Here is a 21,717-nt window from a genome sequence, read left to right on the forward strand (position 1 = left end):
AGGGTTTAAGAAGCCCAGCGAAGCATTCTGGGAATGTTGCTTCAATCTGGATATCAGGATTCCAACCACCGTTGCACTTGGCTCTTGAAACCGCCCTGGTAAAACCTGCTCTGCCAGTCAACAAAACAAAGGCGTCCGCCGTGAGGGGACGCCTTTCTTGCGGCTGACCAAGTGATTTGGTGCGCTTGTACCGGACCCGGCAAAGCCGGGCCTTTCGACTCACTGATTGATTCCGCAGCCTTCCCGTCTATTCCCTATCCCCCCGCCCTTTCCCTGAAAGGGAGCCTCGCTTTCTGTCCAGAAAGCGAGAAGAGCCAGGCTGGCATCAGGGAGCAGTGTCAGAACACCGGCACCACCGCACCCTGATAACGCTGGTCGATGAACTGGCGTACATCGTCGGTGAACAGTGCCGCCACCAGTTTTTTCAGCGCCGGGCTGCTGCGGTTATCCTCGCGCGACACGATGATGTTGGCGTAGGGAGATTGGCTGCCTTCGCTGAACAGCGCATCACGCTTGGGTTTCAGCCCGCCTTGCAGCGCGTAGTTGGTATTGATCAGCGCAATGTCCACCTGATCCAGCACCCGTGGCAGGGTGGCGGCTTCCAGTTCCTTGATCTTGAAATGGTGCGGGTTGCTGCTGATGTCACGCGCGCTGGCCAGGATATTGGCCGGGTCCTTCAGGCTGATCAGGCCCTGCTTGTGCAGCAGCAGCAAGGCGCGGCCGGTATTGGACGGGTCGTTGGGAATGGCGATGGTGGCACCGTCCGGCAGCTCGCTGACCTTGCGGACCTTGTGCGAGTACGCGCCGAACGGCTCTACGTGAATGGCCGCCACGCTTACCAGCCGGGTGCCCTTGGACTTGTTGAAGCTATCCAGAAAGGGCTGGTGCTGGAAGTAGTTGGCGTCGATTTCCTTGCCGGCCACTGCCAGGTTTTCCTGCAGCCCATTGCTGAACACTTTCACTTTCAACTCAATGCCCTGTTTGGCCAGCGCCGGTTTCACATGTTCCAGAATCTCGGCATGCGGTACCGCTTCGGCACCGATGGTCAGCACTTCGGCGTGGGCGGTAAGGCTGGTGGCCAGGCCGAACAGTGCCAGCCAGAGGCTTGCGCGTTTCATGCATATTCTCCTGCGGAGGTGGGAAGGGAAGCTGCCTGCAATGCTTGCGGGGAAAGCAGGTCGGCATGGTGCCGGACGGCTACCTTGGGATGGGAGCGCAGCCGTCCTTTGAGATAATTGTCACCAATACGGTAAAACAGCGGGTTGTCCGGGTCGGCCTCCGGGCCACGTGCTTCGGCGGCCAGCGGTGCCGGCAATTGCAGCAGCGGAATGGTGGCATCCAGCCGCGGGCCGAGGAAAAAGGCCACCGACAAGCGGTCCTTGCCTTCTGGCGGGCTCAGCACGCGATGCACATTGGCCCGCAAATACCCATCGGAAGCCATTTCCAGCGATTCACCGATATTGACGATGAAACTGCCCGGCAATGACGGCGCATCAATCCAGCCCTGCTCGGTTTCCACTTGCAGGCCGTCCTGGCTATCGTCTTGCAGCAACAGGGTGAGAAAGCCGCCGTCCTTGTGCGGCCCCACGCCCTGCCCGGCTATGCCTTGCTGGCTGCCCGGATAACGGATGATTTTCAGATGCCCCACCGGAGCTTCGACAAAAGCATCGTCGAAAATGTCGACCGGCTGCTGCAGGGCTTCGGCAAAGGCACGCAACAGGCGGATGGAAAGGCGGGTGGTTTCCTGCTGCCAGTCCAGCAGCACCGGCTTGAGTTGCGGCAAGGCTGTCGGCCATTGATTGGGGCCTTGCAGACGCCACCACGGGCCCTGCGCTGCCAGGTCGGGCCGCGGAGGGCGCTCGGCACCGATATCCAGTTGTTCGCGCCAGTCGGCAGCGCCGCGGGTGCGTTCTTCACCGGCACGGGTATAGCCACGGAAATGCGGCGAGTTTTCCATGTCGATGGCCAGCTTGTCGGCTTTCGGCAGGGCAAAGAATGCGCGTGCGGCCTGACGCAGTGCCGTCACCTTGTCAGCGGCGACACCATGGCCGACCAGATAAAAGAAACCGTGATCGCGCGCTGCGCCACGCAGTTGTTGCAGCAGTTGCTGGCGCTGTTCGGGACTGCCATCGAGCAGGCTGAAATCGATGACAGGCAAGGCAAGAGGGCTTGACATGACAACTCCGTAAAGCGGCACCACCGGGGTGCCGGGAAGCTTCACGATATGCCATGCCAATGCCGGTGCGAACCAAGAAAAACTGATTTGAATATCAAGCCGTCAGCGCGGCTGACAAGGGCGGTGCTTGCCTGAACAACGGCGTGCCGGTGCCGCCCGGACAAGCAGGATGAATGGTGGCGCAAAGCCGCACAGCGGTGTTGTCTGCGCCAAACTGTGACAGTAACAGCCTGCCCTCAGGCTGCCTCGACACTGCCACCCAGATAGAACCGGTGTACGTCTTCACGCGCAGCCAGCTCGGCCGAACTACCCGACAGTGCCACATGGCCGTTTTCCAGCAGATAGGCCTGATGGCTGTAGTGCAAGGCCAGGTTGGCGTTCTGTTCGGCCAGCAAAAAGCTCACCCCTTCCTGCCGGTTCAGCGCCTGCAGTATCTCGAAAATTTCCTCGACGATTTTCGGTGCCAGCCCCATGGATGGCTCATCCAGCAATACCAGCCGGGGTGCGGCCATCAGCGCACGGCCGATGGCCACCATCTGCTGCTCGCCACCCGAGGTATAGCCCGCTTGCGAGCGGCGGCGTTCTTTCAGCCGCGGGAAATACTGGTAGATGCGTTCCAGATCCTGCTGCAAGGCTGCGCGGCTGGGCTTGCGCACGAAGGCACCGGTCAGCAGGTTTTCTTCCACGCTCAGGTGGGCAAAGCAATGCCGTCCTTCCAGCACCTGCACCAGCCCGCGCTGCACCAGCTCATGCGGGGCGGTATGGCTGACATCCTGCCCGTCATAGACAATGCGCCCTTGTTGCAGGCAGCCGCGCTCGGCTGCCACCAGCCCGGCAATAGCCTTGAGCGTGCTGCTCTTGCCTGCCCCATTGGCCCCCAGCAAGGCCACGATCTGCCCTGCGTCCACCTGCAAGGAAACACTGCCCACGGCCAGAATGGCCTGGTTGTACACCACCTGAATGCCTTCCACCTGTAGTAAGGGCTGGCTCATGATTCAACTCCGCAATCCGTCAAAAACCGGGTGACAAAAACCCGGCGCAGCAAGCCGCGCCGGGCGTGGACGGGCTCAGGCCATCACGATTCCTTGCTGCAATCGCGCGGGGTGATGCCCTTTTCCTTGGCGTACTTGTGCGAGGAGTCCTCGATGATGGGGCGCAGCAGCTTGCGGTCGGCCTGTACCCACGGCGAAATCACCTTCCACTGCTGGCCGTCCCACTGCTGGAAGCGCACCGCACCGCCGCCTTCGTGGTCGGCGCAACTCAGTTGCAAGGGTTGCAACAGCCCCAGCGCGCCCACTTCCTTCAAGCGCTTGTCGTCAAAGTGCAGGTGCTCGAAGCCCCAGCGCACCTGCTCGCCGGTCAGCGGTTTCTTACCGAACTTGGCCTGCGCCAGGCGCACGGCTTCCACATTCAGGATGCCGTTCACCACGCCCAGGTTGTAGTACACCGTGCCAAAGCGCTTGGCGTCGGCCAGATTGCCCTTGCCGGCATCCAGCACGGTTTTCTTGATGCCTTGCAGTACCGGGAACTGGGTGCCGGACGGGTGGGTGGTGATGGAGATGAAGCCCTTGGCGGCGGCGCCGGCCGGGGCGGCGTCTTCTTCCGAGTTGCTCCAGATATTGCCGATGATGTGGTCTGCCGGATAACCGGTTTTCTGCGCGGTTTTCAGTGCCACCGGGTTCATCACGCCCCAGCCGCGCAGAATCACCCAGTCCGGTTTTTGCTGGCGGATGGTCAGCCACTGCGACTGCTGCTCGTTACCCGGATGCGGCACTTCCAGCGACACCAGCTGGAAGCCGTACTTCTTCGACAGCAGCTCCAGGATGGGGTTGGTTTCCTTGCCATAGGGCGAGCCGTGGTAGAGCACGGCAATCTTCTTGCCCTTCAGCTTGGCCAGGCCGCCGGATTTCTGGCCGATGTAGTTGATGATGGCCGACACCTCGGAATACGGGTTCAGCTGCAACGGGAATACATAGGGAAACACGCTGCCGTCGGTGGAGTCGGTACGGCCGTGGTTGATGGTGATCAGCGGCAGCTTGTCAGCGGTGGAACGCTCCAGCGTGGCATAGGCAATGCCTACCGACAGCGGGTTGGTGGCGGCAGCCGGTGCGCCGTTCAGGCCTTTTTTCAGGCGCTCGTAGCACTCCACCCCTTTTTCCACCACGTATTCGGTTTCGCACTCGCTCCAGGTGAGCTTGACGCCGTTGACGCCGCCTTCCTTGAGATTCACGTATTGCAGGTAATCAATAAAGCCGCCGAAAAAGCCGGTGCCGCCAGCCGCATACGGCCCCACGCGGTAGCTTTGCAGCGGGAAATACTGCTCGCCGCCTGCCTGTGCCGTGGCCGATGCTGCCGCCAGGCCCAATGCCAGTACGACCGCCCCTTTCAGTGTGTGCAGATGATTTTTCATTATGGGTAAACTCCCTGGTTCAGTAGACGAAACTGCTAACGGAAACAACAAGACAAAAACATTCAGAAGCGCAGTGGCCACAGCCGGGCGCGGGCGCGCCAGCCTTGCCACAGCCGTGCCAGACCGTCCGGCTCCTTGATCAGGAACAGGATGATCAGCACGCCAAAGATGATTTTTTGCAGGTTCTCCAGCTGGCCGGCGGGCAGCACCCCGCTGAGCAAGCTGCCGGACAGGATGGACAGCACGATGGGCAGCAGCACGATGAAGGCCGCGCCCAGGAAATTGCCCAGAATGCTGCCCATGCCGCCCAGGATGATGATGAACAGCACCTGAAACGAGCGGCTGAGATCAAAACCATGCGGCTCCACCGTGCCCAGATAGGTAAACGCCCACAGGGAACCAGCCACCCCCAGGATGAAAGAGCTGATGGCAAAGGCCAGCAGTTTGGTGCGCAGGATGGGGATGCCGATGACAGCAGCAGCGGTATCCATGTCGCGCACTGCCATCCAGTTGCGCCCCAGGCTGCTGCGTACCAGATTGGCCGCCAGCACAAACAGCGGCAGCACCACGCTCAGGGTGAGCAGGTAGCGCCCGGCCGGGCTGCCAAAATCGTGACCGGCCACCAGCAGCGGCGGCGCGGTGATGACGCCGGACTCGTTACCGTTGGAGAACCAGGCAAACTTGGTGAGCAGCCATTCGACAAAGAACTGTGCCGCCAGGGTGGACACCAGCAGATAAAAGCCCTTGATGCGCAGGCTGGGCAGGCCGAACACCACCCCCACTGCCGCGGCCACCACGCCACCGGCGACAAAGCTGAGCAAGAGCGGCAGGCCCGGCAGCAGGAATTGCAGCTTGTAACTGGCAAACGCCCCCACCGCCATGAAGGCGGCCGAACCCAGCGACAGCTGGCCGGCATAGCCGGTAAGCAGGTTCAGCCCCAGCCCGGCCAGTGACAACACCAGAAACGGAATCAGAATGGCGCTGAACCAGTAGTCGTTGCCAATAAAGGGCAACAAGCCGAAGGCCAGTGCCAGCAAGGCCCACAGCGCGGCACGCTGCTGCCATAGCCGCAGTGCGCGGCCATCCTGCCGGTAGCGGGTGCTGAACTGCCCGGATTCCTGATAAAACATGCGTATTCTCCTTACACCCGTTCGATGGCGCGTTCGCCAAACAAGCCCGCCGGGCGCAGCAGCAAAAACAGCAGCGCCAGCACATAGGGAAACCAGTTTTCAATGCCACCGCTGAGCAGCGGCCCCAGATACACTTCCGCCAGTTTTTCGCTGGCCCCCACAATCAGCCCGCCGACAATGGCGCCGCCTATCGAGGTGAAGCCGCCAATGATCAATACCGGCAAGGCCTTGAGCACGATCAGCGACAGGGAAAACTGCACGCCCAGCCGCGCGCCCCACAACAGCCCGGCCACCAGTCCCACCAGCCCGGCCACCGCCCATACCAGCACCCACATGCGTTGCAGGCGGATGCCCACTGCCAGCGCGGCCAGCTGGTCGTCAGCCACGGCGCGCAGCGACAGGCCGATGCGGGTCTTGTTGAACAGCAAGGACAGCAGCAGCACCAGCAGCCCGGCGCTGCCGGCGGCAAACAGGTCGAAGCGCGACAGCATCAGCCCGCCCAGCTCCAGCGGCGTGTCCTCGATGCCCAGGTCCAGCCCGTGTACCTGCGCGCCCCACAGCGCCTGGGCCACGCCTTCCACCACATAACTCAGGCCCAGCGTGGCCATGAACAGGGTGATGGGTGGCCGGTTCACCAGATGGCGCAGCACCAGCCGCTCCAGCAACAGCGCCAGCAGCAGCATGGACAATAGGCTGATGACAAAAGACAGCCAGAACGGCAGGCCACGCTCCAGCAGGCTGACAAAGGTGAGTGCGGCAAACAGCACCATCGAGCCCTGGGCAAAATTGAACACCCCGCTGGCCTTGTAGATCAGCACGAAGCCGATGGCCACCAGCGAGTACATCACCCCGGCCAGCAAGCCGCCGAGCAGTACTTCCATGAAAAACGACATCAGACAGCCCCCTTACAGGTCCCCGCCCCGCACGGGCAAGCTGGCGGGAACAAGGTGGATACGGATAAACAGGTTTCAGTGACGCTGCTGGCCCAGATAAGCGGCAATCACCTCGGGCAGCGCACGCACCGCTGCGGGCTCGCCATCGCCGATCTTGCGGCCGTAGTCCAGCACCACCACGTGGTCGGACAGCTCCATCACCACGCCGATATCGTGTTCGATCAGCACGATGGTGGTGCCGAACACCTGGTTGACCTCGCGGATGAACTGGCTCATCTCGCGCTTTTCTTCGCGGTTCATCCCGGCCATGGGTTCGTCCAGCAACAGCAAGCGCGGCCGGGCTGCCAATGCGCGCCCCAGTTCCACCCGCTTTTGCAGGCCATAAGGCAGCTGGCCCACCGGGGTGTGCCGCCAGGCTTGCAGGCGCAGAAAGGCAATCACCTCCTCGGCTACCGCACGCTGGGCTTCTTCATCGGCTACCGCACGGCCTACACGGAAGGCCTGCTCCAGCCAGCTGCTGCGGCTGGCCAGGTTGCGGCCGGTGAGGATGTTGTCCAGCACGCTCATGCCCTTGAACAAGGCAATGTTCTGGAAGGTGCGGGCAATGCCTGCCACCGCAGCCTCGTGCGGCTGCATGGCGCGGCGGGCGCGACCGGCAAAACGGATTTCCCCTTGCTGCGGCTGGTACACACCGTTGATGACATTGAGCAAGGAACTCTTGCCCGCGCCATTGGGGCCGATCAAGGCGCAGATTTCCCCTTCGGCCACGTCAAAGCCGATGTCGGTCACCGCCTTGACACCCTTGAAGCTCAGGGAGATGTGCGACAGGCTCAGCAAGGGCGCTACGGTCTCGGACATAGTGTTGTTTCCATTTCTTGATTCAGGCTTGCAGGGGAGGCGTAGCGGAAGGCCGCCATTGCTGTGTGCTGCCTTCCGGTTCTGGCTGCACCGCTCTTTGCTGCCATTCACCGCTATCCGGCCAGTTGCGCACTTCCACCCCCAGCACGGCAAAAAAGTGCCGGGTGTTTTCCGCCAGCGGCGCACCCAATAGCAGCGGCACCCGCGTGCGGCTGAAGCCCAGTACGTCGCGCAGCGGGCGAATCACGCTGTAATACCCGGCCCAGCGCCAGAAGCGCCCGGCATCCGGTTGCAGCACGCGGTCTACCAGCGCACGTTGCCAGCTGCCCGTAGGCGGCAGACGGCTGCGAGCCAGCTGTTCCAGCCGGCTATAGGTTTCGCGCGTACCGGCCACCAGGGTGGGGCCCAGTTCGCGACGGTCGTTGTCGCGCGTGGCAAGGTTTTCCGGGAAATTCAGCCGGAAACCGGCTTGCAGCCACGGTGCCAGCAGGTAGCGCACCTGGGCGGAACTGGCAAAGGCACGCGAGGCCAGGGCGTCTTCATTGGCAGTCAGGCCCTCGGCCTGTAACAGCTGGCTACCCGCCTGCAGCAAATGGCCATGCTGCAAGGCCTGCTGTTGCAGCTCGCCCCGGCCATCCACCCGCCAGAAGCGGAAAGCAACCGCCTTGTTGCTGGCCAGCAAGGCGGGCGCAGGCAAGGCCGCGCCTGCTTGCTGCAACTGCGCAACCGACAGCCAGCCCGGCCCTACCCGCTGCTGCAAGCCACGCCCTTCGGCGTAGAGCAATAGCGCGGGGCTGGGCAAATCACGCGGCAGGCTGTGCAGGGCCTCGGCATCCTCCACCAGCAAGCAGCGCGGCTGTAAATGCAGCAAGATGGCCTGCAAGTCGCGCACCGGCTGTTGCGGGTCCAGCGCCACCGCCTCCCCGCCCAGCCACTGCGCCGCCAGGCTGAGCAACAGCACTTCGGGGCGCGGATGACTGAGCAACACCAGGCTGTGCCCGGCCGCAAAGCCTTGCGCAGCCAGACCGGCCGCCAGCGCAGCCACTTGCTGCTGCAGCTCGGCCCAGCGCCATTGCTGCCAGATGCCCAGCCGCTTGTGGCGCAGGGCAATGGCCTGCGGCTGTTGGTCGGCCTGCCATGCCAGCCCGGCTGGCAGGCTGGCGCTGCCGGGCAGCGGTGCTTCCTGATGTCGCTTCATCACCCTTGCTCCTGTCAGGCGGCTACGGCTTCGTGCTCTTTGGCGCGCGCTTCCAGCTCACGCACCAGCGGCAGCACTTTTTCGCCGAAGTAGGCCACTTCTTCCTGGAAGTGCAGGAAGCCGCCCAGCACCAGGTCCACTCCCACGGCCTTCAGCGCGACGATGCGCTCGGCAATCTGCTGCGGGGTGCCAATCAGATTGGTCTTGAAGCCGTCGTTGTACTGCACCAGGTCTTCAAAGGTGGACTTGGCCCAGTTGCCCTCGCCTTCCGGGCTGGCCTGACCGGCCTGCTTCACCGCATCGCCAAAGGCGTTGACGGCTTCCGGGTCGGCCTTGTCGATGATTTCGGCCAGCACGGCGCGGGCTTCTTCTTCGGTATCGCGGGCAATGATGAAGGCGTTGACGCCAATCTTGACCTGATGGCCGTTGACTGCTGCCTTGGCGCGGATGTCGTCCACCTGCGCCTTGATGCCTTCCACGGTATTGCCGTTGGTGAAGTACCAGTCGGACACACGCGAAGCCATGTCACGCGCAGCACGCGAGCTGCCACCCTGGAAGATTTCCGGGTGCGGCTGTTGCAGCGGTTTCGGCTTCAGGGTGTAGTCACTGAAGCGGTAGAAATCGCCCTTGAAGCTGAAGTTGTCCTGGGTCCAGATGCCCTTGAGCACGCGGATGAATTCTTCCGAACGGCGATAGCGTTCGTCATGCTCCAGCCACGGTTCGCCAATGGCGGTGAATTCGCCCTGGAACCAGCCGGAAACGATATTGACTGCCACGCGGCCGCCGGTGAGGTGGTCGATGGTGGCAATCTGCTTGGCCAGCACCGCCGGGGTCCACGGGCCGGGCAGAATGGCGGCAATCACACGCAGTTTTTCGGTGGCGGCCAACAGCGCATGGCTGAAGGAAACCGACTCGTGCTGGTATTCCGCGCCATAACCGGCGGTAAAGCGGATTTGCGACAGCGCATATTCAAAACCGGCCTTCTCGGCGATTTGCGCCAGTTTGCGGTTGTAGTCGATGTCCCAGCTGGTGCGCTGTTCGATCTTGCTGACCACCAGGCCACCGCTGACATTGGGTACCCAGTAGGCAAACTTGATGGCGTTTTGTGCTTGGCTCATGTGATTTCTCCGTGTAGATGCAGGTAATGGTTAAGTAGGCAATGCGGGCTGGATTCAAACGGGGGCAGCGACGGCAGTATCTGTGCTGGCAATCACCGGCTGGCGGTGGCTGATCAGCGGCAAGGCGCGCTCCACCGCCAGACGGATGCGTGCCTGCAAGGCGCTAGCGCTGACCTGGTAATCGGTAAAGTCGGCCTCGGCGGCATAGATACCCAATGGCAGGGTTTGTGCCTGGAAGAAGCTGAACAAGGGGCGCAGCTGATGTTCGATCACCAGCGCATGGCGCTCGCTACCACCGGTGGCAGCCAGTAGCACCGGCAGGTCGAACAGCGCTTCGTGATGCACGAAGTCAAAGAAATGCTTGAACAGACCGGTATAGCTGGCGCGGTAAACCGGGCTGGCGACAATCAGCAAATCGGCCTGTTCCACCGCCTGAATGGCTTCCCGCACGGATTCCGGTAAATCCGCCGGACGGGTGACGCCACCGTAGTGCGGGGCCAGCTCGCCCAGTTCGATCACGCGGGCCTCAACTGGCAGATGGCCGGACAATTCCGCCAGCACGGCCTGCACCAGCGCCAGGGTGCGCGAGGGGCGCTGCAGACTGCCGGATACGGCAACAACATTAAAAGAGTGGCTCATGCTTGCTCCATCATCAGGGTTCTCCTGATACATAGCAGCAAGCGTGCCAGCTTTATTTTTCTTTAATATCAATAGCTTGCATAAATTTAACCATAACCGGCAACTGCTGCTGCCGCACCAGCATGCTGACCGGCTGCTGCCTGGGCAGCACCGGCAAAACCATGCAAAACAAAGCCGGATTACTGATATGCAAAACGCATCAAAACCAAGACAAACAGCCCGCTTCCAATACAAAAAAAGCACACCCCATAGGGTGTGCTTTTCATGATGAAGACGGTTGTCGGACCGGTCTGGCTTCAGCTTATTTGCCGTCCCACACGATGTCCTTCACCACCAGCGGCTTGGGAATCAGCTTCAGCTTGAAGAAGGTGTCGGCAATGCGCTGCTGCTCTGCCACCACCTTGCCATCCAGCAGTTTCACGCCATAGCCGGAGCGCTTGGCAGCCACCTGTACAATGTCCTTGTCCAGGCCGATCTGGCTGGACAGCTCGGCCGCAACTTCCGGGATATGACTCTTGCCCCAGGCATCCAGCCGTTGCAGTTCTTCCAGCACCACCTTGATGACCTTGGGATTGCTGGCCACATAAGGCTTGCGTGCCAGGTAGAACTGGGTGTTGTTGACGATGCCCTTGCCGTCCGCCAGCTGGCGGGCATTCAGTTGCTTCTCGGCAGCGGCCAGGAAGGGGTCCCAAATCACCCAGGCATCCACGCTGCCCTGCTGGAAGGCGGCGCGGCCATCAGCCGGGTTGAGGAAGACCGGGGTGATGTCTTCGTATTTCAGCCCGGCTTTCTCCAGTGCGCGCACCAGCAGGTAATGCACATTGGAGCCCTTGTTCAGCGCCACGCGCTTGCCTTTGAGGTCTTTTACACTGCGGATGGGCGAATCCTTGCCCACCACGATGGCCTCGCCTTCCGGTGCGGCCGGTTCATTGGCCAGATACAACAGGTCGGCACCGGCTGCCTGGGCAAAGATGGGCGGGGTTTCACCGGTGGTGCCCAGGTCCACGCTACCCACGTTCAGCGCTTCCAGCAGCTGCGGGCCGCCGGGGAATTCTGCCCATTTCACCTTGACGCCCAGCGGGGCCAGGCGTTTTTCCAGCGTGCCCTGCGCTTTCAGCAGCACCAGCGTGCCGTATTTCTGATAACCGATATTCAGCGTGTCGCTGCCTGCAGCCAGCGCGGTGGCAGACAGCGAAGACAGCGCAAGGCCGGCAGCAGCCAGCAGGCCCAAGACACGCCGACGGGTGGGGTTGAAGTGTTGCATCAGGATTCCTTGTTGTTTGCAGTATGAGTCTCTGGTTTTACAGGCCGAACAGGCGGGCGGCATTGCCGTACAGCACCTTGTCCAGCACATGGGGCCGCAGGCCCAGCCCTTGCAGATCGTCTATCGACTGGCTAATCGGCCGGAAGGGATAGGACGAACCAAACAGCAGCTGGTCGGCCATGAAGCCGTTGGCCGCCTCGATATACAACTGGCTGCCGGGCAGAAACTGGTACATGTCCGGCACCACCAGCACGTTTTCATGACGGAAGGCGATGCCGACAATCTCGGCCACCCGCGGCCAGTAGCCGTGGTAGCAAACAATGGGCAAGTGCGGGAAATCCGCCGCCACCCGTGCCACCCCGGCGGGGTCGTTGAAACGCGGGTCCGGCGTGGTGGGGCCGGACATCAGGAATACCGGCACGCCCAGCGCGGCGCAGGTTTCATAGATGGGGTAGTACACCGCATCGTCCGGCTGGCGTGCCGGCACGCCAAAGCCCGGTTCGATATCAATACCGGCCAGGCCCAGTTGCTGGATGGCGCGTTCGGCCTCGGCCACCGCCGCTTGCTCGCCCTGCAAGGCCGGGTCCACCCCGGCAATACCCAGCAGGCTGTCATGGCCGTGGACGATCTGGTGAATGGTGTCATTGGGCAGATGCTGGCCGGGCGTATGCCGCCCCACCACCACCGCGCGGCTCAGCCCGGCATGGGCCACTTCATTCAGGAAACCCTGCTGGGTGAGCGAGTTGACAAAGTGCTGGTCGTCACGCGAGCCCACGCGGCGGTTGAGCCAGCGCGCGGCTTCATAAGCCTGGGTGCCGGGCGAGGCACCAAAGAAGTCGTGCAGGAAGGCGGGCCTGCAACGCATGTCGATCACCTTCATGCGGCCTCCGTTTCGGCCACGGTTTTCGTCACTACGGTGCTGGCATCAAACGGGCCGCCGGTCTGCACGCGGTCGTCGCCATACACCCAGCGCTTGCCCGGCAACAGCGGGAATACCAGTTCGGCAAAGCGGTAAGCTTCTTCCAGATGCGGGTAGCCGGACAGGACAAAGCTGTCCACGCCCAGGTCGGCATATTCCTTCAGCCGCGCGGCCACGGTTTGTGCATCGCCCACCAGCGCGGTACCGGCACCGCCACGTACCAGGCCGACACCGGCCCACAGATTGGGGCTGACTTCCAGCTGGTCACGCTTGCCACCGTGCAGCGCGGCCATGCGACGCTGGCCTTCGGAATCCATTGCAGCAAAACGCTGCTGCACCTTGGCAATCACTTCGTCATCCAGATGGCTGATCAGCGCATTGGCCGCCGCCCAGGCTTGCTCGGTGGTTTCGCGCACAATCACATGCAGGCGCACGCCAAAGCGCACGGTGCGGCCCAGCTTGGCGGCGCGGGCGCGTACATCGGCAATTTTCTCGGCCACGGCTGCCGGGGGTTCGCCCCAGGTAAGGTAGGCTTCCACATGCTCGGCCGCCAGGTCGTGCGCAGCATTGGACGAGCCGCCAAAGTACAAGGGCGGAGCCGGTTTCTGCACCGGCTCGAAGAAGTTCTGCGCGTTTTCCACCGTATGGTATTGACCGGCGTAGTTGACGGTTTCGCCGGCCAGCAGACGTTTCCAGATATGCAGGAATTCGCTGGCTTCTTCGTAACGCTGGTCGTGATCGAGGAAAATGCCGTCGGCGGCCAGTTCGGCGGAATCGCCCCCTGCCACCACATTCAGCAGCAGACGGCCATTGCTGGCCTGGTCCAGCGTGGCGGCCATGCGCGCGGCAGCGGTGGGCTTGGTCAGCGCGGTGCGCAATGCCACCAACAGCTTCAGCCGACTGGTGACCGGCACCAGACTGGAGGCGGTCACCCACGGGTCCAGGCAGCCGCTGCCAGTGGGAATGAGGATGCCGTCGTAACCCAGATTGTCCGCCGCCACGGCAATCTGCCGCAGGTATTCGTTGCTGACGGCGCGGCCGGAGCCGGACTGGCCCAGATAACGGGTATCGCCGGAGGTCGGCAGAAACCAGAAAATGTCGAGACTCATGCTGCTTCCTTTGCTGGCAGATTGCATGACGCCGCAGCGCGCCGCTGTGGCCGCTGTGGCATGAAGGTGATGGGCCGATTCTAGTCAGCGCCCTGCACTGCACGAACCAAGGAAAACAGCAAAGCAAATCAATTTAAGTCATAACCTGTCATGACAGCTTGCCCGGCGTTTGGGCTTATACTCGGCGCAATCCAATCAAGCTCTGCCCGCTCATGACCACATTAGCCACGCCCCAGGCCCTGCATGCCCGCATCCGCGAAAGCCTGCGCAGCCAGATTCTCAGCGGCCATTATGGCCAGCACGACAAACTGCCATCGGAAAAACAGCTGATGGAAAGCTTTGGCGTCAGCCGCATCACAGTGCGCCATGCGCTGGGCGCGCTGGAACAGGAAGGCATGATCTTCCGCATTGCCGGCAAGGGCTGCTATGTAGCCAAGAGCAAACCCGCGCAGACCCTTACCCGGCTGCAAGGCTTTGCCGAGGCCATGCACAGCCAGGGCTACGCCGCCTGCAACCGGGTGCTGAGCCTGCAAACCCTGCCCGCCAGCGAAACCGTGGCGCTGGCCTTTGGCGTGGCGGTGGGCACGCCCATGGTGGAGCTGCGCCGCCTGCGCTATCTGGACAATCTGCCGGTGTCGCTGGACATCAGTTACTTCACCCAGGAGCTGGGCTTGCGGCTGGCGCGGGAAGACCTGGCCAGCCGGGATGTGTTTCATATTCTGGAAAATGACTACGGCCTGCCGCTGGGCCATGCCGACCTCAGCATAGAAGCCACACTGGCCAGCGCAGAAGAGGCGCAACTGCTGGACGTGACACCCGCTGCCCCGCTGCTGGCCTTGCAACGCATGACCCGTGGTGCCGATGGCGCCGGGCTGGAGCTGGACTTCATCCGCTACCGTGCCGACCGCTTCCGCTACCAGCTGCGGGTGGAGCGCAACTAAGCCAATACCCTGCTGCGCTGGCAGCAGCCAGCCAGCACCGTTGTGCTGATTTACAGCAAAAAGCCGTGTTTAACGGCGCAAAACCACGCTTTTTGTCAGGCACGCTTATTGCCATTCCTGTGACATCCCCGGTTATCCGGACTTACACAAGGAAACGCGATGACGACCTCCCTGAGCGAGCAAGCTGCTGTGCGTGTCAACTCTCCCGAGCCTTTCGCCGCCCGCCCGCGCCCCACCACCCCGGCGCACATCATCCGTGACGATGCCGAAGCCATCGCCGTGGCGCGTCAGCTGGCCATCCGCTTTGCCCAGGGTGCCGCCCTGCGCGACCGCGAAGGCCTGCTGCCGCTGGCCGAAGTGGACGCCTACTCGCAAAGCGGGCTGTGGGGCATCAATGTGCCCAAGGCCTATGGCGGCGCTGGCGTGTCCTACGCCACGCTGGCCGAGGTGATCAAGATCATTGCCGAAGCCGACTCCAGCATCGCCCAGATCACCCAGAACCATCTGGCCATCAACCTGCATATCGCACTGGATGGCAGCGAGGCGCAAAAGCAGGAACTGTTCGGCCTGGTATTGCAGGGCTACCGCTTTGGCAATGCCTTCTCCGAACTCAACAGCAAGACCGTGGCCGCGTTTGAAACCCGCTATGCCCTCGATGGTGATACCGCCGTGGTGAATGGCGAGAAGTTCTACACCACCGGCGCGCTGCTGGCGCACATCGTGCCCATCGTGGCGGTGGGTGAGGACGGCCTGGGCGCACTGGTATTTGCCGACCGCGACACCCCGGGGCTGAGCGTGATCAACAACTGGTCCAGCTTTGGCCAGCGCACCACCGCCTCCGGTGGCGTGAAGATAGAACAGGTCCGGGTACCGGCCAGCCGCGTGCTGCCGATTGCCGCCTTCGACACCCCCACCGTGGCCGGGCCGGTGTCGCAAATCATCCAGGCCGCCATTGACGGCGGCATCGCCCGCGCCGCGCTGGCCGACACCATCGAGTTCATCCGTTCGCAAAGCCGCCCCTGGCTGGATAGCGGCAAGGACAAGGCCGCCGACGACCCGTTTACCGTCTCCGCCATCGGCCTGCTGGAAATCCGCCTGCATGCTGCCGAGGCGCTGCTGGAAAAGGCCGGCCGCCTGATCGACGCCGCCCTGGCCCAGCCGGATGAAAGCAGCGTGGCACTGGCCACCGTTGCCACCGCTGAAGCCAAGGTGCTGACCACCGAAATTGCCATTGAGGCCAGCAACAAGCTGTTCGAACTGGCCGGCACCCGCGCCACGCTGATTGCCCACAACCTGGACCGCCACTGGCGCAATGCCCGCGTGCACACCCTGCACGACCCGGTGCGCTGGAAATACTTCCACATCGGCAACTACTACCTGAACCACATTGCGCCGCCGCGCCATCCGTGGAACTAAAACATCACCGGCAGTGCAGCACTGCCGGTATTCGCCCAATCGCCAAACAGGAAACAACCATGAGCCAACACACCCTGCCGGACGACCTGTCCACCGGCACCGACTACGAAACCCTGGCCCAGCGCTTTCGCCCCATCTTTGCCGAAATCGCCCAGACCGCCCTGCAACGCGAACGCGAACGCAAGCTGCCCTACGAGCCGATCAACTGGCTGAAACAGGCCGGTTTTGGCGCGGTGCGCGTGCCCAAGCAATATGGCGGCGCCGGTGCCTCGCTGCCGCAGCTGTTCCAGCTGCTGGTGGAGCTGGCAACGGCGGACTCCAACCTGCCGCAAGCGCTGCGCGGCCATTTCGCCTTTGTCGAAGACCGCCTGAATGCCCCGGCAAGCCCGGAACGCGCAGTCTGGTTCAAGCGCTTTGTGGCCGGAGAAATTGTCGGCAATGCCTGGACCGAAATCGGCGAAGTGGCGGTGGGTGAGGTGATTACCCGCGTCAGCCGCCAGGGCGACAAATTGCTGCTCAATGGCCGCAAGTTCTACAGTACCGGCAGCATTTTTGCCGACTGGATCGACGTCTACGCCCAGGTGGATGGCAGCAATCAGGACGTGATTGCCGCCATCCGCACCAGTGACCCCGGCGTGACACAAAGCGACGACTGGGACGGCTTTGGCCAGCGCACCACCGGCAGCGGCAGCACCGTGTTTGAAAACGTGACGGTGGAAGCGGAAAACCTGATCGACTTTGCCAGCCGCTTCAAATACCAGACCGCCTTCTACCAGCTGGTATTGCTGGCGGTACTGGCCGGCATCGGCAAGGCGGTGGAGCGTGATGTGGCGCAGCAGGTGCGCGACAGAAAGCGCGTATTCAGCACCGGCAATGCCAGCAGCGTGAGTCAGGATGCGCAAATCCAGCAGGTGGTGGGCGAAATCTCCGCCCTGGCCTATGCCGCCGAAGCCACCGCCATTCGCGCCGCCCACCCGGCCCAGCGCGCTTATGAAGCCCGTTTTGGCAACGATGCCGCGCGCGAACGCCAGGCTAATATCGACGCCGAGCTGGAGTCGGGCAAGGCGCAGATTGTGGTATCCGAACTGGTATTGCGTGCCGCCACCCAGCTGTTCAACGCGCTGGGCGCATCGTCGGCCCGCGCCGAACTGCTGCTGGACCGCCACTGGCGCAATGCCCGCACCGTGGCATCGCACAATCCGCTGATCTACAAGGCGCGCATTGCCGGTGACTGGGCCATCAACGGCACCGAACCACCTTATGTCTGGCAGATTGGCCGCGGCAAGGCCTGATGGTTTTGTGCGTTGGACAATGACAAGGCCCGCGTTTGCGGGCCTTTTGCATGGATGTCATCCGTAAAATCTGCAGCGCTAATCCATGAGCAGAAAACCGGTACAGAACAGGCCCTGCAGCTTGACGCCGCCAATGTCACCGCCATCACAGAAATCCTGGCAACACATAACGCATCAGCTGGCAAGCACCATCCTGACACATCCCCATGCATGGGGATTTTTCCTGCAGATTCCTGCCCGCCACCTGCAGCAGGTTTTGCAGCCACATCTGCGCCGGCACAAAAAAAACCGGGTCAACAGACCCGGCATGAAGAAGAGACATGCAAGAAGGAGAAACAGAGACAACGGAACTACAGACAACACATCAAACCGGTTGTGGCGTCAGGCGCAGATAGGGCCGTACCGCACGGTAACCCTGGGGAAACTTTTCACGGATCAGCGCTTCATCCTGCAAGGAAGGCACAATCACCACTTCCTCACCCTGCTGCCAGTTGGCTGGCGTGGCCACGCTGTGGTGGTCGGTCAGTTGCAGGGAGTCGATCACCCGCAGGATTTCGGCAAAATTGCGGCCGGTACTGGCCGGGTAGGTAATGATCAACCGCACCTTGTGTGCGGGATCGATGATGAACAGCGAACGCACGGTATGGGTGCTGCTGGCATTGGGGTGAATCAGGTCGTAGGCCTCGGACACCTTGCGGTCGGCATCCGCCACGATGGGAAAATTCACCTGGGTCTGCTGGGTGTCGTTGATATCGGCAATCCAGCCATGGTGGGCTTCCACCGGGTCTACCGACAGCGCCAGCACCTTGACATTGCGGCGGGCAAACTCCTGCTGCAACTTGGCCGTGGCACCCAGTTCGGTGGTGCACACCGGGGTGTAGTCGGCCGGGTGGGAAAACAGCACGGCCCAGCTGTCACCCTTCCACTGATGGAAGTTCAGTTCGCCAATGGTGGATTGCTGGCGGAAATCCGGAGCAAGGTCGCCAAGTCGCAGAGTCATGCTGCTTTCCTTTATGGTGTGATTGCGTGATGGGCTTACTGTAAGCACTGCCACAGCGGCCGTGAACCAAGGAAAACTGCGTTGCTTATCAAGCCATGGCTGGATAAGCCAGCGCAAAGCTGCATAAGCCGCGTGGTTTACACAGCAACAGGGGCAGCCCCTGCGAACTGCCCCTGGTGGAGATACAAACGGCGCCGACTACTGCTGGCTGATGATGGTGCCGGCAGGCTGCGGGCCGTGCTCCAGATAGGCCGACACGCGCTCACCCCAGCGCTCGAAGGGGTAGTAATCCCAGATGGCGTGGTGCTGGGTGGCCCAGTTGTCCCACAACAGCAGCATGTCCGCTTGCCAGTGAATGCGCGCCTGGAAGGACTGGTGTTTTTCGATATGGCGATACAACAGCTGCAATAGCGCATCGCTTTCGGCACGGCTCAGCTGCACGATGTGCGAAGTAAACGCTTCATTGACAAACAAAAAGGGGCGACCACTGAGCGGATGTTTTGCCACCACCGGGTGTTCGCTGGCATTGAATACCTGACCGGGCTTGGGTTCGGCGCCATAGCCATTGCTCCAGCCTTCCCGCCCGTCATGTACCGCAGTCAGCCCCAGCAGCAGTTGCTTGATGGGATCGGACAAGGATTCATACGCCAGATAAAGGTTGGCAAAAGCGGTGTCACCACCGCCCACTTCCGGCAGGCGGGTGACGCGCAGCAAGGACGCCCAGATCGGATGCGGGTCGCAAGAAACATCGTTATGCCAGGCATCGCCTGCGGTGTAACGGGTGGTGCGGCCGGTTTTCCAGCCCAGGATTTCCGCATCGCCACTGCGTGCAGTCAGCTGGGTGCTGTCGCCCAGCACATGCTGGTGCAGGCTGCCAAACAGACGGCCAAAGGCCTTGTGTTGCTCGGCATTGATGGCCTGTCCGGGAAAGGTGAGTACCAGATGTTCGGTCAGCGCCTGACGGATTTCTGCCAGCTGGGCAGGCGGCAGTGGCTGGCTGAGGTCCACACCACGAATTTCCGCCCCCAGGGCCGGGGACAGCCGCTTGAGGTCGAAAGTCTGGTACTGGGTCAGTTCGCGGGTGTTCCAGCCCTCAATGGCCAGCTTGTCGTTGTAATCCTGATAAAAGCTCATCCTGGCAGCCTCTCAAAGCAAGGGGAATGAAAACACGGCCTGTCATGACAGGACATAACCATGTGCATGCAATGGATAATAAAAAACCATGTCCACATTCCCAACCAAGAAAAACCGGATTGCTTATTCCTGCTGTCGCAAGGGTTATTGGCTCAGCCTTGCAGCCAGAGCATGCTGCGGATGGAAAAAAACGCAGCCACCGTCGCCGCCAGCAAACTGACCGCGCACAAGCCTTGTGGTCATATGGCAGCCCGATGCAGGGGCAGAGCCGCATCAGCGGCGCGGCATCAAAACAAAAACACCCGCCGTAGCGGGTGTGATAAAGCATACCGGCCAGACCGGATCAGGCTGGCACGCCCTCAGGTACAGCGGCTGCCAGCGCCGCCATTTCGGTTCGCTCGCGATAGGCAATCAGGTCGGCAATGGTGATGATGGGCAGGCCGTGCTGACGGGCAAAGTTCCGCAATTCCGGGCGGCGCGCCATGCTGCCATCGTCATTGACGATTTCGCACAGCACCCCCGCCGGGGCCAGGCCAGCCAGCCGCGACAGGTCCAGTGCCGCCTCGGTATGGCCCGGACGCGCCAGCACACCGCCCGGCGCATAACGCAGCGGGAAGATATGCCCAGGCCGGGCAAAGTCGCTGGCCGGAATGCGGCTGTCCGCCAATGCCCGCAACGTGGCGGCGCGGTCGGCCGCGCTGATGCCGGTACTGGTGCCGTGCAGGTAATCCACCGTCACGGTGAATGCGGTGCGCTGCGATTCATTATTGCTGCTCACCATCAGCGGCAATTGCAGCTGGTCCAGCCGCTCGCCGGTCAGCGCCACGCACACCACGCCACTGCTGTAGCGCACCAGGAAGGCCATTTGCTGCGGGGTGATTTTTTCAGCGGCAATGATCAGGTCGCCTTCGTTTTCACGGTCGGTGTCATCCACCACCACGGCAAAGCCACCGGCGGCAATGGCGGCAATGGCTTGTTCCACACTGTCAAAATCGTCTTCAACTGCTGGCAGGTTCTGGGTCATCTTGGCTCTCAGGAATAAAACGAGGGGGTCGGGTACTGGCCATTCAGTGCCCAGTCACCCAGCTCTTGCAGCTTGTAATCCAGCGGGTCGTGCAGGCTGTGCACGCGCAAATTGCGCCAGAAGCGGTCCAGCCGCAGTGCGGCGCTGGTGGAGCGTGCGCCGGTTACATCGAAAATGCGGCTGGTCAGGTCCAGTCCGCTGCGGCTGGCATGCACCTTGGCGGCGGCAATCTGCAGGGCCAGCTGGCCGCGGCCTGCCTCATCCAGCGCCTCGCCCTGCTGCCAGGCTTCATCCAGCTGGCGACCCGCGTGGTCGGCCAGCACACGCGCACCTTCCAGTGCAGCCTGGAATTCGCCGTAATGCAGCAGGGTGTAAGGGTCCTTGCTGGCAGTTGTTGCCAGCGAGGCGGGCCACAGGCGGCGCTGCTCCAGCGTGTAGCGCCGGGCTTCGGCCATCGCCCCTTCGGCAATGCCCAGATAGATATTGGTGAGAATCAGCTGGGCAATCAGCGGACGCAGGCAGGCGCGTGGCGTGGATAGCGGGCCGGGTTGCAGCAGCAGCTCGTCCGCCCTCACCCGTACCTGCTCGAAACGGGCAGAGCCGCTATCGGTCTGGCGCTGGCCGATATTGTCCCAGTCCTGATGAATGTGCACGCCTTCCCGAGCGGTGGGGATGACGGCAATCAGCAAACCACCCTGCCCGGCGCGCAAGGCCGAGGCCAGCAGCATGTCCGAATCGGTGGCGCCGGAGCAGAAGCTCTTGTCACCATGAAAGCGATAACCGTCGCCATCCGGCGTGGCCAGCGTGCGGGTATCCAGCGGATTGAGTGCATTACCCCAGAACCAGCGCTCACGCGCGGTCTGCTCGAACCAGGGCTGCCATTGGTCGGGCCGGCCGAACAGCTGGGCCGTGGCCAACAGCAAGTGCTGGAAGGCAAACACATGGGCCACCGAGCTATCCACCCGTGCCAGTTCACGCACAATCTGCAAGGTAGTGCTCCAGCTTTCGCCCAGTCCGCCAAATTCACGCGGAATGATCAGGCCAAGCAGGCCGCTGTCACGCAATGCATCGCGCTCGGCCTTGGGGGTGCCGCCTTGCTGGTCACGCGCAATGGCTGTGCGGGCAAAACGGCTGGCCAGTTCGCGGGCAATGGCCAGCGGGCTGTCGGGCGCAATGGATGAATCAGCCATGCTGCC

General features: G+C 62.2%; 21 protein-coding genes. 4 read left to right on the forward strand and 17 right to left on the reverse strand.

The features are described from left to right. Positions 1-338 precede the first annotated feature (338 nt). The 13 genes from DFR38_RS17750 to ssuD all read right to left on the reverse strand — a co-directional run bounded on the left by DFR38_RS17750 (position 339) and on the right by ssuD (position 13,714). Positions 339-1,118 (reverse strand): MetQ/NlpA family ABC transporter substrate-binding protein, encoded by a 780-nt coding sequence (locus DFR38_RS17750; protein ID WP_059286522.1) that lies wholly within the window; start codon positions 1,116-1,118, stop codon positions 339-341. Continuing rightward, positions 1,115-2,176 carry an isopenicillin N synthase family dioxygenase gene (locus DFR38_RS17755; protein ID WP_110313703.1) on the reverse strand — a complete coding sequence of 354 codons (1,062 nt, stop codon included), beginning with the start codon at positions 2,174-2,176 and terminating at the stop codon, positions 1,115-1,117. Before DFR38_RS17755 ends, DFR38_RS17750 begins: the two co-directional genes overlap by 4 nt. Before the next feature lie 236 nt (positions 2,177-2,412). Further along, positions 2,413-3,168 (reverse strand): ABC transporter ATP-binding protein, encoded by a 756-nt coding sequence (locus DFR38_RS17760; protein WP_059286523.1) that lies wholly within the window; start codon positions 3,166-3,168, stop codon positions 2,413-2,415. Between the two features lie 83 nt (positions 3,169-3,251). Next, entirely contained in the window at positions 3,252-4,586 is a 1,335-nt protein-coding gene (locus DFR38_RS17765; RefSeq protein WP_045848237.1) for an ABC transporter substrate-binding protein, read from the reverse strand. Positions 4,587-4,648: 62 nt separating this feature from the next. Continuing rightward, the gene (locus tag DFR38_RS17770; RefSeq protein WP_110313704.1) at positions 4,649-5,716 is read right to left on the reverse strand and encodes a branched-chain amino acid ABC transporter permease; all 1,068 of its coding nucleotides are present in this window, start codon (positions 5,714-5,716) and stop codon (positions 4,649-4,651) included. Positions 5,717-5,727: 11 nt separating this feature from the next. Next, entirely contained in the window at positions 5,728-6,609 is an 882-nt protein-coding gene (locus tag DFR38_RS17775; protein ID WP_062788811.1) for a branched-chain amino acid ABC transporter permease, read from the reverse strand. 75 nt (positions 6,610-6,684) lie between these two features. Further along, positions 6,685-7,467 (reverse strand): ABC transporter ATP-binding protein, encoded by a 783-nt coding sequence (locus DFR38_RS17780; RefSeq protein WP_059286524.1) that lies wholly within the window; start codon positions 7,465-7,467, stop codon positions 6,685-6,687. Positions 7,468-7,489: 22 nt separating this feature from the next. Continuing rightward, positions 7,490-8,665 carry an AMP-binding protein gene (locus DFR38_RS17785; RefSeq protein ID WP_059286525.1) on the reverse strand — a complete coding sequence of 392 codons (1,176 nt, stop codon included), beginning with the start codon at positions 8,663-8,665 and terminating at the stop codon, positions 7,490-7,492. Between the two features lie 14 nt (positions 8,666-8,679). Then, positions 8,680-9,783, reverse strand: coding sequence for a dimethylsulfone monooxygenase SfnG (gene sfnG / locus DFR38_RS17790; protein WP_059286526.1), 1,104 nt, complete (start codon positions 9,781-9,783; stop codon positions 8,680-8,682). 54 nt (positions 9,784-9,837) lie between these two features. Continuing rightward, positions 9,838-10,422 carry an FMN reductase gene (gene msuE, locus DFR38_RS17795; RefSeq protein WP_059286527.1) on the reverse strand — a complete coding sequence of 195 codons (585 nt, stop codon included), beginning with the start codon at positions 10,420-10,422 and terminating at the stop codon, positions 9,838-9,840. Positions 10,423-10,723: 301 nt separating this feature from the next. Next, the gene (locus DFR38_RS17800; protein ID WP_059286528.1) at positions 10,724-11,686 is read right to left on the reverse strand and encodes a sulfonate ABC transporter substrate-binding protein; all 963 of its coding nucleotides are present in this window, start codon (positions 11,684-11,686) and stop codon (positions 10,724-10,726) included. Between the two features lie 37 nt (positions 11,687-11,723). Next, the gene (locus DFR38_RS17805; RefSeq protein ID WP_059286529.1) at positions 11,724-12,566 is read right to left on the reverse strand and encodes an amidohydrolase family protein; all 843 of its coding nucleotides are present in this window, start codon (positions 12,564-12,566) and stop codon (positions 11,724-11,726) included. Continuing rightward, entirely contained in the window at positions 12,563-13,714 is a 1,152-nt protein-coding gene (ssuD, locus tag DFR38_RS17810; RefSeq protein ID WP_059286530.1) for an FMNH2-dependent alkanesulfonate monooxygenase, read from the reverse strand. The genes DFR38_RS17805 and ssuD overlap by 4 nt, the downstream gene beginning before the upstream one ends. A 212-nt stretch (positions 13,715-13,926) precedes the next feature. On the opposite strand from ssuD, the gene DFR38_RS17815 reads away from it, so the two are divergent. The 3 genes from DFR38_RS17815 (at position 13,927) to DFR38_RS17825 (ending at position 17,363) form a co-directional block, all read left to right on the forward strand. Further along, entirely contained in the window at positions 13,927-14,655 is a 729-nt protein-coding gene (locus DFR38_RS17815; protein ID WP_110313705.1) for a GntR family transcriptional regulator, read from the forward strand. Between the two features lie 159 nt (positions 14,656-14,814). Further along, entirely contained in the window at positions 14,815-16,071 is a 1,257-nt protein-coding gene (locus DFR38_RS17820) for an SfnB family sulfur acquisition oxidoreductase (protein WP_110313706.1), read from the forward strand. A 59-nt stretch (positions 16,072-16,130) separates the two neighbouring features. Then, complete coding sequence (locus DFR38_RS17825) at positions 16,131-17,363, forward strand: acyl-CoA dehydrogenase family protein (protein WP_059286890.1); 1,233 nt, start codon at positions 16,131-16,133, stop codon at positions 17,361-17,363. 364 nt (positions 17,364-17,727) lie between these two features. Here DFR38_RS17825 and DFR38_RS17830 read toward each other — a convergent pair whose 3' ends face one another. Further along, on the reverse strand, positions 17,728-18,363 hold the full coding sequence (locus DFR38_RS17830; RefSeq protein ID WP_059286889.1) for a peroxiredoxin: 636 nt from the start codon (positions 18,361-18,363) through the stop codon (positions 17,728-17,730). Between the two features lie 198 nt (positions 18,364-18,561). Next, on the reverse strand, positions 18,562-19,497 hold the full coding sequence (locus tag DFR38_RS17835; RefSeq protein WP_110313707.1) for a TauD/TfdA dioxygenase family protein: 936 nt from the start codon (positions 19,495-19,497) through the stop codon (positions 18,562-18,564). Between the two features lie 26 nt (positions 19,498-19,523). Here DFR38_RS17835 and DFR38_RS21120 point away from each other — a divergent pair, with 26 nt between their 5' ends. After that, a complete protein-coding gene (locus tag DFR38_RS21120; protein ID WP_146216013.1) occupies positions 19,524-19,808 on the forward strand; it encodes a hypothetical protein in 285 nt (94 codons plus the stop codon). A gap of 32 nt (positions 19,809-19,840) precedes the next feature. Here the strand turns inward: DFR38_RS21120 and ribB are convergent, their stop codons facing one another. Together ribB and DFR38_RS17845 are read right to left on the reverse strand one after the other, a co-directional pair. After that, positions 19,841-20,521 (reverse strand): 3,4-dihydroxy-2-butanone-4-phosphate synthase, encoded by a 681-nt coding sequence (gene ribB, locus DFR38_RS17840; RefSeq protein WP_211310781.1) that lies wholly within the window; start codon positions 20,519-20,521, stop codon positions 19,841-19,843. A gap of 8 nt (positions 20,522-20,529) precedes the next feature. After that, the gene (locus tag DFR38_RS17845; protein WP_059287057.1) at positions 20,530-21,711 is read right to left on the reverse strand and encodes an acyl-CoA dehydrogenase family protein; all 1,182 of its coding nucleotides are present in this window, start codon (positions 21,709-21,711) and stop codon (positions 20,530-20,532) included. Between the last annotated feature and the right edge of the window lie 6 nt (positions 21,712-21,717).

The organism is Aquitalea magnusonii (assembly GCF_003202035.1).
GTDB lineage: Bacteria > Pseudomonadota > Gammaproteobacteria > Burkholderiales > Chromobacteriaceae > Aquitalea > Aquitalea magnusonii.

Bases quoted from the DNA above. Each gene is read 5' to 3' on its own strand.
- sfnG (WP_059286526.1), bottom strand. From the start codon at position 9,783: ATGAGCCAAGCACAAAACGCCATCAAGTTTGCCTACTGGGTACCCAAT.
- msuE (WP_059286527.1), bottom strand. From the start codon at position 10,422: ATGAGCCACTCTTTTAATGTTGTTGCCGTATCCGGCAGTCTGCAGCGC.
- DFR38_RS17760 (WP_059286523.1), bottom strand. From the start codon at position 3,168: ATGAGCCAGCCCTTACTACAGGTGGAAGGCATTCAGGTGGTGTACAAC.
- DFR38_RS21120 (WP_146216013.1), top strand. From the start codon at position 19,524: ATGAAAACACGGCCTGTCATGACAGGACATAACCATGTGCATGCAATG.
- DFR38_RS17805 (WP_059286529.1), bottom strand. From the start codon at position 12,566: ATGAAGGTGATCGACATGCGTTGCAGGCCCGCCTTCCTGCACGACTTC.
- DFR38_RS17845 (WP_059287057.1), bottom strand. From the start codon at position 21,711: ATGGCTGATTCATCCATTGCGCCCGACAGCCCGCTGGCCATTGCCCGC.
- DFR38_RS17770 (WP_110313704.1), bottom strand. From the start codon at position 5,716: ATGTTTTATCAGGAATCCGGGCAGTTCAGCACCCGCTACCGGCAGGAT.
- DFR38_RS17815 (WP_110313705.1), top strand. From the start codon at position 13,927: ATGACCACATTAGCCACGCCCCAGGCCCTGCATGCCCGCATCCGCGAA.
- DFR38_RS17830 (WP_059286889.1), bottom strand. From the start codon at position 18,363: ATGACTCTGCGACTTGGCGACCTTGCTCCGGATTTCCGCCAGCAATCC.
- DFR38_RS17780 (WP_059286524.1), bottom strand. From the start codon at position 7,467: ATGTCCGAGACCGTAGCGCCCTTGCTGAGCCTGTCGCACATCTCCCTG.
- DFR38_RS17825 (WP_059286890.1), top strand. From the start codon at position 16,131: ATGAGCCAACACACCCTGCCGGACGACCTGTCCACCGGCACCGACTAC.
- DFR38_RS17765 (WP_045848237.1), bottom strand. From the start codon at position 4,586: ATGAAAAATCATCTGCACACACTGAAAGGGGCGGTCGTACTGGCATTG.
- ssuD (WP_059286530.1), bottom strand. From the start codon at position 13,714: ATGAGTCTCGACATTTTCTGGTTTCTGCCGACCTCCGGCGATACCCGT.
- DFR38_RS17755 (WP_110313703.1), bottom strand. From the start codon at position 2,176: ATGTCAAGCCCTCTTGCCTTGCCTGTCATCGATTTCAGCCTGCTCGAT.
- DFR38_RS17800 (WP_059286528.1), bottom strand. From the start codon at position 11,686: ATGCAACACTTCAACCCCACCCGTCGGCGTGTCTTGGGCCTGCTGGCT.
- ribB (WP_211310781.1), bottom strand. From the start codon at position 20,521: ATGACCCAGAACCTGCCAGCAGTTGAAGACGATTTTGACAGTGTGGAA.
- DFR38_RS17820 (WP_110313706.1), top strand. From the start codon at position 14,815: ATGACGACCTCCCTGAGCGAGCAAGCTGCTGTGCGTGTCAACTCTCCC.
- DFR38_RS17835 (WP_110313707.1), bottom strand. From the start codon at position 19,497: ATGAGCTTTTATCAGGATTACAACGACAAGCTGGCCATTGAGGGCTGG.
- DFR38_RS17785 (WP_059286525.1), bottom strand. From the start codon at position 8,665: ATGAAGCGACATCAGGAAGCACCGCTGCCCGGCAGCGCCAGCCTGCCA.
- DFR38_RS17775 (WP_062788811.1), bottom strand. From the start codon at position 6,609: ATGTCGTTTTTCATGGAAGTACTGCTCGGCGGCTTGCTGGCCGGGGTG.
- DFR38_RS17750 (WP_059286522.1), bottom strand. From the start codon at position 1,118: ATGAAACGCGCAAGCCTCTGGCTGGCACTGTTCGGCCTGGCCACCAGC.